Below are 14390 nucleotides of genomic sequence, written 5' to 3'. Positions count from 1 at the left end.
ATTTCTCTATGTAACACGATATGCCAGGAATAAAATTATAACTTTGTCCCATGTAATATGCCAACTTACTACGTGCCATCCCTTACGGATGTGCTTATAGAAAACTGTCAAACTGTAACGCCTGGTGTGAATTGGCATGGTCCAAGAAACAGAAACCTGTCCTCGTGTTTTAAGAATCCGAAACCTATTTTTCCTTTTCAAAAACTGTAATACTGTAAGCTGTAAGAATTATAAGTCATGATGTCAATGACCAGTCCCTGTGACATCTATTCATAAAACCCTTTTCACTCCCGGCAACAGGCGCAATAACCATGTGAAGGCGAATGACAATACAGTTGAGACAACACCGACGAACATAAACTTGCCAAAGGCTCCCATCCATACACCATCAAACATATTCTGAATACAAATCATCAACGGCAAATGGACTATATATGCGCCATAGCTCTGAGCCGAGAGCCAAGAGAGTGCTTTATTGCCCATATTGACTTTCTCGCGGAACAGCCATAACAAGCCAAAACTGATGAAAACGCACATCAGCGACTCATAGATTCCAAACCATTGCCAAACGAAATCATTCCACTCACCGTCTTGTCGGACATAGTTTCCTATAGCCAATGCTCCACCTATCAACAATGCCACAACACCCGTCGTCTTGGTCATCTTGTCGAGCCAGTCAAATCGATAGGCAAGTATGCCCAATACAAACATCATGACATACTGAAGATAGTGGGCAGGTTCAAATGTCCATATACTAAGACTAATCCAATGATCTTGTGGACTCTCCTGACGAATGAAATAACTACCGATGCCCATAACCAATGCTACTATAAACAGTCCTATTAGCGTCGGTCGTGAGTCGCAGTCTTTAGATATTGCCGGGCATCTTTTCCTGACTACGGCATAGAAGAAGCTGAATATCAAAAGACTTTCCACAAACCACATGTGGGCTATCTCGACTTTTCCTGTAGCATATGTCAAAAGACCACCCATCAACAACAATGGAACTCCGAGACGAAGTATTTTCTTCCTGACAAAGGTGCCAAATCCCTGCCTGTCATAACTGCCAGGTATAAAATACCCTGATATGAAGAAATACAACCCCATGAAGAACGCAGCATTAGTAGAGAAGAAATGCCATATCCAAGGCATCACCTCCGCAGGATTTGAAGGAGTATATCCCCACTCGCCACCGTCACCATACGCTTGTCCCGCATGATGGAATATAACCAAGAAGGTCAATGCCACCTTCAGATTATCAAGATAATTCAGTCGTACCATAATACTAGGTAAGTATGCTTGTGTAATCGTGTATCAGTTATTCAACAAACGAAGATATCACTACTGCAGTACCGCTTGCCGTCACCATCAGCATCGAACCATTGGCACCAAGAGCCTCATAGTCGAGATCGACACCTACGACGGCATTCGCTCCCATCATCTGTGCACGCTCCTGCATCTCGCGCAATGCTATGTCCTTGGCCTCGCGCAATACGCTCTCGTATGAGCCACTGCGTCCGCCTACGATATCGCGGATGCCGGCAAAGAAGTCCTTCACGAAGTTGGCGCCAATGATGGTTTCACCAGTCACCAAGCCCTTATACTCTCTAATTGGATGCCCCTCAATAGTGGGCGTTGTTGTTACTATCATAATCATCTCGTTTTAAAATGTGAAACAAATATTTTTTTATTCATTAGACGATAAACGTCAACGATTTACTACAAAATAATGATGTCAATGACCTGTCCCTGTGACATTCTCGCAACTATCTGTTTAAAGGAATTTACATGCGCTTGATTGCCGCTTCGCCTGCACTTTTGCCCTTATACTTGCTCTTGGTGGCATTGAAGGCATAGCGCACCGACAGTGCCACACGATGGAAACTGTAGTTGCCGCGTCCCTCTCCAAATACGTCGCCTTGCTTCAGCGTATAGTTGCCGAGATCGAGAAGGGCATCTTGCTTTGCCGTGTTGAATATGTCGCAGAATGAGAGGCGTACCACGAGCGACTTGTCCTTTAGGAATGATTTCTGCACTGCGGCAGTCAAGTTCCAATATGCCTGCAGCAGGCGCACGTTGCGGTAGTGGGCTTTGCTATAGAACTGCGAGTTGAGTTCCAACTGCCAGTCGTGTTTCAGTCTGAAGGCATTGTCACTGTTGAATATCAGCATCGGTTTGTCGTAAGTGACATGGCGCTTGCCTGTTGCCTCGCGCGGGTCGTCGAGATTAAACGAGAGCCACTGCTTCTGCACTCCCACTGTATTGCTCGTGGTCCACACTCCCACTGTGGGAGATAAGTTCACGAAGGCACAGAACACGTCGATAGGACGGTCGAAGTTCACCATGCCAATCATAACCACTCCATTGTCGTCGTAGGGCGATGTCCAGTCGTATATGGCATCCTTGATATGCAGGTAGTTGACATTGAAGGCTATCCATTTCCATCGTCCCGAGAGGTCGAGGGTGTGGCGTATCTCGTTTTCCAACAGAGGATTACCCGTCTGCAGTGTGTATTTGCTGCCATAGTCGATTTCGCTTCTCAACTGATAGTATGACGGGCGTGTGGTCTTTACGCCATAGCTTAGTTGCATCTCCACGGTTCCGAGGCGAGTGCCGAAAGATAACGAGGGGAAGAAATCGTCATGATTTCTCTTCACCGAGCGCGATGGGTCGGTCTTATCATCAAAGTCGAATGCCACATGCTCATATCTCATTCCGAGAGTCAACATTCCTGCCTTGGGTATCATGATGCCATATTCGAAGAAAGCGGCATAGTTCTGCTCGTTCACATTCGACATCCTATCGAAGATATTATCCACACCGCTGATGCGATAGTCATTGTCGCGACACACGGTGGTCATTTCGCCACCCAACTGCAGTTTGCCTGTCCAAAGAGGATGTTCGGCAATAAGTCGCGCGGCAAAGAGGTGGCTCTTGTTCTTGGTCATCGACTCCACGGTGCGCATACCCGACATAGCCTGCTCGTTGACATGATTGTCATTCTTGTCACATTGCGAGTAGTAATCCACATTGGCGTCAATACCCCATTTGCCTATCTTTCCGTTGTAATATGCATTCACAAGTAGGGTATTGGGATTTTTGTATTTGATGTCGCTCTCCGACTTCAGGTAATCCTCCTTCATGCCATTGCGCAGCACGTCTTCCTCCATCTCAAACCAGTAGCGGTTTTTCAACCATATACCTCTCTCCAACTTCACTCCAATGAAGTTGTCATCGTCAAATTGCCAGTTGACTCCGGCGTTGAAGAACATACGCGAAAATTTCTGGTCGGATTGGGTATAACCGGTTTGGGTATGGGAAACAATTGAGTTTGTATTCTGCTTGAGGTATGTGTTCTGCTCGAGCAGAGACCTATAACCATCGAGATAGTCGTTTTGGAATGTCACACCGCCGAAGAAGTCAAGTCCCTCATGACGATAGTTGAGATTGAGGGTGGACGTCAGGTTGTTGTTGCCCGATTTCAATGCCTGTTCGTCGCTCACGTCAAATCGTCCACTGAGCCCCTCGCCCTGCTGACGACGCGTCTTTATCTTCACCACGGCGTTCACCGAGGCGTCGTAGGCAGCTCCCGGACTATTTACTACCTCCACCTCACGTATATCCTGACTTCTCAATCTTTTCAGTTCCTCAAGGTCCTGCACCTTTCGTCCATTAATATAATAAATAGGTGAACCCTTTCCTATCACCTGCAACTGACCACCCATACGCATCATACCAGGCACACGCGAGAGCATGTCCTCAACCGAACCCGCCGACTCCAATGGCGAACCCACAATGCGAGTGACCATCGCACCGTTTCTCATCTTTGTTCGCGGAGCAGTGGATTTCACCACAAACTCCTGCAGGTTGAGCGAATAGCCAACCGAATCTTTCTTCTCCGTCTGGGCCATGGCTGTTGCCACTCCCAACATTGCGGCGAGTGCCGCCAAACATAATTTCAATGTCGTCATATCTTTGTTCATTTAAAAATTTTCCGTTGCAAAGTTACGTTGGACATTTGGATTCTGCAATAGCGTGGGATATAAGGCAGAGGAAATGGGATATTACGTCTTCCATTCGTCACATATCCCTACCATTTGTCCCAAATATATTGAAATATGGGATAAATGGTGTATCTTTGCAATCGTTTATGAAATTATGACGATGATGAAAAGACGATTAAAAGAACCAATAAACATCCGCATCATTCACGAAAGCGTGTATGCCGGCATATTCGTATTCCTTTTGTTATGGCTCACCATGCCATTCAATGTCGAGACTATCCACGAAGGTCGCCCTCTGTTCTTCCTCGCACAGAGTGTCATCACCACTGCGGTCAGTATGATAACCTGTATATTCACTGCCCACATTCTCCACATGCCCATGGACCCCAAGTTGCCGCTCAACACTGTCCATCGCAACTCTATCGTCAACTATCTTATCAATATCCCCATCCTCGCCCTCGCACTCACTCTCTTCGGGGGATTCTTCTTCTGCAATAATCCCATCGAACCCTGGTGGTACGACGAACAATTTCACCTTGATTATTTCTTTGACTACATATACTACGTCTCAGCCACATGCATATTCTTGTATATCGGCACCTACGTGCGCAACCGCAACTGGCATCTGCGCCATCAGCTCGAAGAGGTGCGCACCATCAATGCCCTGCTTGAGGAACGGCAGAAAGCCATTGCCGAACAGACAGAAAAGGAGGATGAAACAAGCGACAATACTCCCTGCGAGGAAGTGCGCCAGTGCCACCTCGTGGGAGCCACGGGCAACAGCACACTCATTCTTCCTCCCTCTAATATAATATATGTGGAGTCGATGTCCAACTATGCCAATATATGTTATATGGAATCAGACGAGGTGCGCCACAAGATGATGCGAATCACGCTCAAGCAGATTATGGAGAGTATTGGCAGCGAACCGTTTATGGTGCAGTGTCATCGCGCCTTCATCGTCAATCTCAACTTCGTCGTGTCGATGTCTAATCGCAACTCTGCCTATCAGCTGCAGATATTCGGTACAGACAAACCCATCCCCGTATCTCGCAACAACACCTCTGTGGTAAAGGAAAAGTTATTATTGAACACAGAGACTCAGAGGCACAGAGAATAATAATAAGTTACTCAACTTTCTGAAGTTATTTTAAACCACAGAGTTTAAGAGATAAAGAGCATTTATACTAATGAAAGAGGTTGAATGCCAAGGCATTTAGAGCTCATAGAGAGCTGCGCATCATGTTTGCCGCATGGAATCTCTGTGTCCTCTGTCGCTTGCGACCTACTCTGATTGCCCCAAAACTCTTATCCTCTTTATCTCTGTGGTTTAAATAAACCCCTTATACATTGTGTCACTTCAGAAAGTTGAGTAAGTTATCAAAAGATACATAGATAGTATTAAAGGACTTGTCGCCAGAACTGTCCGACACTGACTTTTGACATGGCTTGTATCAGGTTTAACGACACCTCATCGAATGGTTCACTTGCGTTCAGCTCAGTAATACGTACCTCTCTGCAACGCTCACCACTGCAACGTTTCCGACTGCAGCAGCTTGCAGAGGGTTTGATGCCAGTGCCTGCACACCGACACCGAGAGACCTTCTCTCATCTTATTGGCAGTTGCGGCTACATCTTATATGGAAGGTAGCCAACCCTTTATATATAGCTGTGCGCCTCGTGGCACACGGACAGGTCAGTGTCCTGCGGAAAAGCCTCGTTTCGCTCGTAGCCTGAGAAAAATGGGTAGGACACTGACCCTATGACCTATGACCCGATCAAAACCAAAGCGTACAAAAACGCCTTTTACCATATGTATGTCTGCCCAACCTCTGCCCATCGGGGCTTCCGGTATGAGTATAGACGTTATAAAGATAATATTTTTACCTTGAAAACCACTTTGTTTGGCTGGCAAAGTATGATTTCAAGGTTTGATTTAACATTATCAAACATAAATATGTCAAAGAATTCCACTTTTGTGTGATTTTTCTTTCTAAAAAGTTTGTATTATCAATGATTATTCGTATCTTTGCAGCACGAGAACCCGCCAAGCCTCTCAACGATGCTCAAATGTGCGGGTCGTTTTTGTTTTTATAGGTATATGGCAACAAAAATTCCGTTCATAAAAACATACTCCACACCCCAAGAGTTAGTACAACTACTCAAAACAAGAGGTATGGAGATAACCGATGAAGAAAAGGCTCAGCATTATCTTTCCCACATCGGTTACTATCGTTTGTCTGCCTATATGTACCCATTGCTTTCAATTCCCAAGGAGCAACATTTATTCAAGCGAGGAGTATCTTTCGGTAAGGTTATGATGTTGTATCGCTTTGACAAGAAGCTACGCCTACTTTTATTCAATGAAATTGAAAAGATAGAGGTCGCAGTGCGTTGTGCAATCGTGAACTTTGGAACGGAAATGACAGGCAACCCTTTTTGGATGACTGATGCCAACAATTTCTCAAATCCGTCCAAGTTCAATCGCTCTATACGTCTTATAGAAGATGAACTGAACCATACAAAAGAGGATTTCATCAACCATTTCAAAGAGACATATACCAATCAGTACCCACCTTCATGGATGCTGACAGAGATATTGCCATTTGGTGTAATCACCAATGTTTATTCTAACATCAAGAATAAGAAGATAAAGAAGCGTATTGCACAGTCATTTGGCTTGCAAGTTGCACCTTTTGAATCTTGGCTTACCATTATCACTGTAACAAGAAACTCATGTTGTCATCATGCACGTGTATGGAATAGGGTATTCTCTATTCGTGCTACCATGCCAATTAGAATGTCACGTCCTTGGATTACCTTGCCGACAGATCCATTGAAAGTGTACTTTGATATGTGCATCATCAAGTACTTTCTTGACATCATATCTCCAAATAACGATATGCTTGATAAGATGAACAGACTTTTTGCTACGTTTCCAGAAGTAGATAAGGCTGCCCTTGGTTTTCCTTCTGGTTGGGATAACGAACCTCTGTGGCAATAAAAGGCATATGGAGTGACTACTAACCACCTTACATCACCCAAATTTTTTGTAATTTCGGTGTGACAGAAGGTTAAAAACGTTAAATCTTCTATTTTTCGTATCTAAACAGAATCCACATCGCCACTTTTCTACCGTTTAGAGCGTATAACACTGATAATCAACTAATAATAGATACTTCTTCTGTAATACTATAAGCTGTAAGGATTGTAACGCAAAAAATTCATTTTGGGAAACTGTCAACTGTCAAACTGTAACGTCTGGTGTGAATTGGCATGGTCCAAGAAACAGAAACCTGTCCTCGCGAAACCTATTTTTCCATTCCGAAAACTGTAATACTGCAAGCCATAAGAATTGAAAGTCATGATGTCAATGGCCTGTCCCTGTGACATCCTGTTGCAAAGAGAAACTGACGCCTGTGAGTTCTCTTATCGTCTGCGCAGGCATTCCGTTCTCAATCATCTGACAGATAGCCAGACGTTCTTTCAATGAGCGTTTCTTATACTTCATATTCTTGTTGGTTGTGTCCAACTTTTGGGGTTCAGTTCAATTTTGTTTCCGTCTAATTCCGTCTAAATTCCGATGATATATTTCTGGCCATAGGCCATATTTTTATTAAAGATTTCCTCCAAAGATTTCTAGCCTTCAGGCTACCCCAAAAAATACCGTTTCCCAAAACTGTTATCTGTTATCTGTTATTTGTAACGCAAAAAATTCATTTTGGGAAACTGTCAACTGTCAAACTGTAACGTCTGGTGTGAATTGGCATGGTCCAAGAAACAGGAACCTGTCCTCGTGTTTTAAGAATCCGAAACCTATTTTTCCTTTTCAATAACTGTAATACTGTAAGCTGTAAGAATTATAAGTCATGATGTCAATGACCTGTCCCTGTGACATCAAAATGCGAGACCTTGCAACCAAACATGATTTCATCGCGTCAAATAAGCGAATATAAAACTTATCAATCATGAAAAGAGTAACAACATGTATCATTATCTTATTGGCAACAATATGCCAACTGAGTGCACAGAATCTTATTGGAAGAGTAACTGACGAGGAAGGACAACCGATGGAGTTTGCCACAGTTTCACTCCGTTCCCTTCCCGACTCTTCCATCGTGGCAGGATGCATAACTGACGCGAAGGGACAGTTCTGCATCGAAAGAAAGAATGCGGGCGACTTCATACAGATTTCCTCCATAGGATATAGAACGAAGAACCTGCCAGTTTCTGCATTCACTACATCACAGACAATCAAGATGCAGATTGAAGCTAGCTTGCTGAATGAAATCGTTGTCAGCAAGACTCGTCCGAAGACAAAGCTCCTAGGCGATGCTGTGGTAACTACCATCGAGGGGTCGATACTTGAACATGCGGGCAATTCGCTTGAGGTGCTTGCCAAAGTGCCTGGAATGATTACCAAGAACGGTAGTCTGGAAGTGATTGGACGTGGCACACCTGTATATTATATAAATGGAAGAAAGGTGAACGACGACTCTGAGCTCCGCAACCTTATGTCGGAAGACATCAAGTCGATAGACGTGGTAAGCAATCCCGGTGCCGAATATGGCGGCGAGGTGAGATGTGTAGTGCGCATCCGCACTGTAAAGCGACAGGGAGATGGTTTCAGTTATGCGCTTACGAGTCAGGCTCAGCAACACATATACGACAATCATGATTTCGACCCGTCATGGTCGGTTCTCGACCTCAACTATCGTACAGGCGGTTGGGATATCATTGGGAAACTTGTCTATTACAATCAGCACAGCTATCAGATAAGTGACAAAATGAGTGGTAACACATTCGTCAAGATGCCTGATGGCAGCGTGAAGCATAACCTGATGGAAGGTCCTTTCGCTTTCAATGGTCACAATAGCGGAATAAGCGGCGATCTCGGATTGAACTGGCAGATTAATGAGAACCATTCTCTTGGAATGAAGATGAACTATGGCGGAATGCTGTTTGGTAATCAAGATAACGTCTTTGAGGACAATGTATATGCAAACGACGAGCTGATTGACATTGTTCATTCCACATCCCATACCACCACACCTTCTTCTCACACCTTTACAGGCAATATCTACTACGATGGGAATATCAATAAACTGCATGTGAATTTCAATGCGGACTTCAGCAACTCGGGCTACAAAAAGGAAACTAACGTGAACGAAAACAGTCAGAACGACCCTGCATTCATTGAGAACTTATCCGATGGAGTAGCACGAATGGGCGCAGGAAAACTTGTACTATCCTACCCCATCTGGAAAGGATTGTTTAAGATTGGAACAGAGGAGACATACGTCACCGCAAAGCAGGAATACAATTCTACCAAGACGGAGATTCCTTCGTCGAAAGCTAAGATTACCGAGAACAACATCTCTGGCTTTGCTGAATATGCCTTACCTTTCAAGTATGTGCAGGTAGTGGCTGGCATAAGATATGAGCATGTTGATTTCGAATACACCAACGAATGTAGCCCGAAGGATAATATCAGCAGGACACATAACAACTGGTTTCCTTCATTCAACGCATCAACCAAGATTGGTCCTGTAAGTGTAAATCTTGGATATACCACAAAAATCAAGCGACCACGATATGACCAGCTAAGTACAGAGCTTCAGTACAACAACCGGTTCATGTATCAGACGGGCGACCCTACGCTTCTTAACGAGATACAGAACACACTCTCGCTTAATGCCAACTGGCGATGGCTCACTCTTACCGGAGCATACGAAGTGGTTGACAATGCCATCTACCAGCTCGGCTATCCATACGACGATGACTGCACTGCTATGGTAAAGTATTCCAACGCAAAGGAGACTGTCCGCAAACTCAACATCTATCTCAATGCATCACCAACCTTTGGCATATGGAATCCACGCTACACCGCAGGTATGGAGAAACAGTACTTCAATACAACCGTTATCGACCCGCGTGAATCAACAGGTACGCGTGTAGTCAAGCGTAACGACCCGATGTTCTTTGTTCAGGCAAACAACTCATTCAAGTTGAAGCAGGGATGGCTGATTGATCTTGACTATCAATACACATCGCCCTTTGACTACGTGATGTACAAGTTTACCAAACCGAAACATAGTCTTAATCTTGCAGTCAGCAAGTCGTTTCTCAAGCACGATGCACTCAACGTCCGTCTTGCATGGAATGACATCCTAAACAAGACAAAGGAACACGTATGCACCGACTATGGCAACTTCATCCACAGCCAGAACAATGATTACAATTCTCCATGCGTCCAGCTTCGCCTCTCTTATCGTTTCAATACGGCAAACAGCAAGTATAAGGGAACTGGTGCTGGAGCAGATGCAAAGAGCAGGTTATAGAAAACTGCCAAACTGTAACGTCTGGTGTGAATTGGCATGGTCTAAGAAACAGAAACCTGTCCTCGTGTTTTAAGAATCCGAAACCTATTTTTCCTTTTCAATAACTGTAATACTGTAAGCTGTAAGAATTATAAGTCATGATGTCAATGACCTGTCACTGTGACATCTACCAGTGTATTATTCTTGATGTCGTTGACCTGTCCCTGTGACATTTCATTTTAATAACATTGTTTTTTACTTTTATGTGATTTTACATTTACGTCTATGTTGCATATTCAAAATTATAAATAAACATTGAGCCTTGCAAGCCTACCGCATAGTTAAGCGTTTTACCTCCTGATTTCCATATATGTTAACCTTGATGACATTCGTCATCGAGCCTATCCTTGGTATCGTCTTGATGACATTCGTCATCGAGCCTATAGACATAGCAAAGCCTTCCAAAGATGCCCGAAAGCACCTCTGGAAGGCTTTGTATCTATCTATAATTATGCGAGTTACGCTGCGCGCAATACACCCCCTAAAACGGTGGGTATCAGCACGTTAGAACTCTTTTTAAGACTAAGAGATATGTTATATGAATGGCTGAGTGTCATTTTACGCTTATTTGTTCTCTATTTGATGTTCGCGTGCAATGGCGATGGCTCGTTGTAGGCGGTCAGCAAGTAACTCCTTCGATGGGAGCTCGGTGTAGTACTGCGCAACGCGAATGTCGCTATCATCGTCAAGCATGAAATACTGAATGTGTTCCGTGTTGCCTTCGCTGCAGAGGATAAGACCGATTGGTTCTTCCTCCCAGGGTTTTCGGTCGTTCTTGTTCAAGTATCGCAGATACAGTCGCATCTGTCCTTCGTATGCTGGCTTGAACTTGCCAAGCTTGAGATCGATCGCCACAAGACGACGCAAACCGCGATGGAAGAAGAGGAGGTCGATGAAGTAGTCCTCGGAATCTACGGTGATGCGCTTCTGGCGATCCACGAAGGTAAAGTCACTGCCCAGTTCCTTGATAAACTCAAGCAACTGGTTGAGGATGCTGTTCTCAAGGTCTTTCTCTGAGAAAACATCGGGCAACCCCAGCATATCCAGGAAGTACGTGCTGCGGAAGACTATATCTGGGTTCAGTGTGTCCTCTTCCCTCAGTTCCTTGAGCTCACGCCTTATCACTTCCTCTGGACGCTGGCTGATGGCTGTTCGCTGATATAGCTGACTGTCTATTTTCTCGTCGAGCGTACGGGTGTCCCAATGCTCTATACGACACATCTCCATGTAGAATTGACGTTCGAGAGAATCTTTGAGTGACATTAGAGAGCGTAGATGCGTCCAAGTCAATTGGGTACGCGCTGCGTACATAATGTCATCCTCCGAAAAAAGGTACGCACTGCGTACACAATGTTTCAGTTTCTCAGTTCCCCATCCTGTGCCATACCTTTCAGTCAGTTTTACTGACAGGTTCTTGAGTATCTGCTTGCCATATTCTGCACGCTGATTGTAAAGTACATCTTCCTTGATGCGCTTACCAACATGCCAGTTCATCAAGCACGCTTCTACATTGACGTAAGTTGCCACATGCCGCCTTGCCTGATCTATTATAAGGCATACGTCATTGAAGAGAACTGCACTTTCTGGCTGTTGCAGTATTTGGAGGTTATTGTCTGTGCCCATTGAATTTCTTCATGATTTTCATCAAACTTTTAAAGTGCAAAATTATAAAATAATTTCGACATAGCCATCCTTTAGCCACCAGAAAATATGATTTTTTATATAAGTTTAATACGTTAAATATTCACCTTTTCGTATCTAATCAGAATCCATACGGTCACTTTTCTACCGTTTAGAGCGTATAACACTGATAATCAACTAATAATAGATACTTCTTCTGTAATACTATAAGCTGTAAGGATTGTAACGCAAAAAATTCGTTTTCAGAAACTGTCAACTGTCAAACTGTAACGCCTGGTGTGAATTAGCGTTGTCCAAGAAACAGTCCCTGTCCTCGCGAAACCTATTTTTCCTTTCCGAAAACTGTAATACTGTAAGCTGTAAGAATTGTAAGTCATGATGTCAATGACCTGTCCCTGTGACATCGTTTCTTTTTATTTACTTCAACTCAAAGGTTGCCATGAAAGGCACCTTCTCACCATCTATGCTATCCTCATAAAAAAAGCGGTAAACGCCTGGTTTGTTGGGAAGAATATCGGGAAAAAGATGGGCAGTAATGGTGCCGCTTTGACCATCGTTTAAAACATGACCGATGGCCGTGAACGAGCAATCGGTGGGCACAACAAACCAATTGCCATCCGCTCCTTGGGCTGTGATGCTATAGGCATCGCCATACACAAATTCCTCGCCACTATGGTTGGTAATCGTGAATCTGATTTCCGTGGTGCCCAATGGATAGGAAGGCTTCTCCGCCTTGAGGGAGATGCCTTGGTAGGTGCTCACGCCTTCCCTGTTGTCGATGATAGGGTCCAACTTGCCCTCAAACCTGATGGCGGGCGAGTTGTAAATCTGCCTACGAAACTCCAGCTGCTTCTCCTTCGTGTTCCAACGGAGCGCAACATCAATGGAGTTGGATCCCATTCCAAATCCAACAACATTTCGCAAGGCCGGGGTCTTGTCTTCCGACAGGAACTTCCGCTCAAGTATCCGCATAATGGCGTTCAGTTCCCTATGCGAATATTTACGCGCCGAAGCCTTGCGATAGGTTCTCTTCTTGCTCTTGACAACTCTCTTTTTGCTAATGGCAACCCTCTTTTTGCCAACAGTTGCCACTTTCTTTTGCTGAATGGCCATTGATGGGTTGCAAGCAGCACAAGTGGTTTGCATTGAAAGGAACATTGTCAATCCTAATATTATTGCATTGAGGAGTTTTGGCTTCAGTCTCATAGTTATCAGCAATTAATAATTTAACATGTAGAGAGATATGAACTCTTATAGTATATTTCTTTTCTTATGAGAAAAGTTCAATTTATTTTGCAAATACTATATTTTAGTTTATCCACAAAATGATGCTATGATATTATTTTGTCTCTCATAATCTCTTCAATCATTGCGTTCCTTTTTGTCCGTGATAAGTTCTTTCATATCCACAGACAAGAACTGTGCAATTTCAAGAACGTTGTAAGGTTGGGTTGAGAACGGTTGCATACGTAAGCATTGACCGTACTGAAACTCCTTCCTAACTTCTTTGCAAGCCATGTTTGGCTTATCCCTTTGTCCTCTAAGACTGCTCTTATGCGATTTAACTTCATGTTTTTATCGTTTTTACGCTACAAAAATAATATTTTATCGTGATAATCCATCCAAATCCCTTGAATATCTGCTGTATTCCGTCGTAATTTAGACAAAATAGAAATATAATCTGCAAAAATGGGACTAAGCAATTGATTTCCCAACATGGCAAGATACATATATGCGTTCATAAATATTTGTTCTATTTGCCATGTTCTTAAAATGTCAAAATCGGAAATTTATCATTGTTTTCAGTGTTAATTTATGTTTTCTCATGCTTTCATTTTGGGGTTTCTTGATTTTGTTGTTCCTAATTTGTTTCTTTCGTCATTTTACCATTCCAATTAGTATTGATTATCAGTACATTACGAGCAATCAGTAAGATTTCAAGAAGAAGATAATGAGTAGGTACAATCACAGAATCTTCCCTGTTTTTTTCTTTTCCAAAACTGTTATCTGTTATTTGTAACGCAAAAAATTCATTTATGGAAACTGTCAACTGTCAACTGTAACGCTTGCGATTGACATTGGTTTTGCTCTTATAATGTCTAAAATGTACGTTTTTTGTCTGAACACAATGTTAGGAAAATGATAATATTGTAACATTTGTATTAAAAGTTGATTTTTTATTTTAGCGACAAAAGTAGTAAATAATTTCGAGACCACAAAAAGGAAATGGGAAGAATAACGATAGAATTTTCTATTTTGGATTAAATCTATACTGGTGAGCGATGAAAACTATTTACTTTATGACGAAAATAACAAATAACAGATAACAGATAACAGTTTCCGTAAAGCAAATAAATAGCACCTC

General features: G+C 43.2%; 9 protein-coding genes and 1 pseudogene. 3 read left to right on the top strand and 7 right to left on the bottom strand.

Annotation, left to right across the window (positions count from 1 at the left end):
- Nucleotides 1–270: 270 nt before the first annotated feature.
- The 3 genes from CIK90_RS00535 to CIK90_RS00525 form a co-directional block, all read right to left on the bottom strand.
- Nucleotides 271–1281, bottom strand: coding sequence for an acyltransferase (locus CIK90_RS00535; protein ID WP_094440049.1), 1011 nt, complete (start codon nt 1279–1281; stop codon nt 271–273).
- A 37-nt stretch (nt 1282–1318) separates the two neighbouring features.
- Complete coding sequence (locus CIK90_RS00530; protein ID WP_094391715.1) at nt 1319–1651, bottom strand: heavy metal-binding domain-containing protein; 333 nt, start codon at nt 1649–1651, stop codon at nt 1319–1321.
- A 133-nt stretch (nt 1652–1784) separates the two neighbouring features.
- Nucleotides 1785–3971 (bottom strand): outer membrane beta-barrel family protein, encoded by a 2187-nt coding sequence (locus tag CIK90_RS00525; RefSeq protein ID WP_158216006.1) that lies wholly within the window; start codon nt 3969–3971, stop codon nt 1785–1787.
- A 193-nt stretch (nt 3972–4164) separates the two neighbouring features.
- On the opposite strand from CIK90_RS00525, the gene CIK90_RS00520 reads away from it, so the two are divergent.
- Both CIK90_RS00520 and CIK90_RS00515 read left to right on the top strand, forming a co-directional pair.
- On the top strand, nt 4165–5124 hold the full coding sequence (locus CIK90_RS00520) for a LytTR family DNA-binding domain-containing protein (RefSeq protein ID WP_158215455.1): 960 nt from the start codon (nt 4165–4167) through the stop codon (nt 5122–5124).
- A gap of 981 nt (nt 5125–6105) precedes the next feature.
- Entirely contained in the window at nt 6106–7008 is a 903-nt protein-coding gene (locus CIK90_RS00515; protein WP_006849536.1) for an Abi family protein, read from the top strand.
- A gap of 366 nt (nt 7009–7374) precedes the next feature.
- On the opposite strand, the gene CIK90_RS14030 is transcribed toward CIK90_RS00515, so the two are convergent.
- A complete protein-coding gene (locus CIK90_RS14030; RefSeq protein ID WP_158216005.1) occupies nt 7375–7515 on the bottom strand; it encodes a hypothetical protein in 141 nt (46 codons plus the stop codon).
- Between the two features lie 457 nt (nt 7516–7972).
- Here CIK90_RS14030 and CIK90_RS00510 point away from each other — a divergent pair, with 457 nt between their 5' ends.
- Nucleotides 7973–10345 (top strand): outer membrane beta-barrel protein, encoded by a 2373-nt coding sequence (locus tag CIK90_RS00510; protein WP_094391711.1) that lies wholly within the window; start codon nt 7973–7975, stop codon nt 10343–10345.
- Nucleotides 10346–10948: 603 nt separating this feature from the next.
- Here CIK90_RS00510 and CIK90_RS00500 read toward each other — a convergent pair.
- From CIK90_RS00500 to CIK90_RS00490, 3 genes and pseudogenes are all read right to left on the bottom strand, one after another.
- The gene (locus CIK90_RS00500) at nt 10949–12007 is read right to left on the bottom strand and encodes a YhcG family protein (RefSeq protein WP_094391713.1); all 1059 of its coding nucleotides are present in this window, start codon (nt 12005–12007) and stop codon (nt 10949–10951) included.
- Nucleotides 12008–12442: 435 nt separating this feature from the next.
- Nucleotides 12443–13231, bottom strand: a complete 789-nt coding sequence (locus CIK90_RS00495) for an immunoglobulin-like domain-containing protein (protein ID WP_144007179.1) — start codon at nt 13229–13231, stop codon at nt 12443–12445.
- Between the two features lie 156 nt (nt 13232–13387).
- Nucleotides 13388–13596: pseudogene (locus CIK90_RS00490) on the bottom strand (helix-turn-helix domain-containing protein).
- Between the last annotated feature and the right edge of the window lie 794 nt (nt 13597–14390).

Origin of the sequence: Prevotella sp. P5-126 (assembly GCF_002251185.1) — a bacterium.
GTDB lineage: Bacteria > Bacteroidota > Bacteroidia > Bacteroidales > Bacteroidaceae > Prevotella.
Note: the sequence above shows the minus strand (reverse complement) of the source record. Positions and strands in the feature narration are given on the sequence as shown.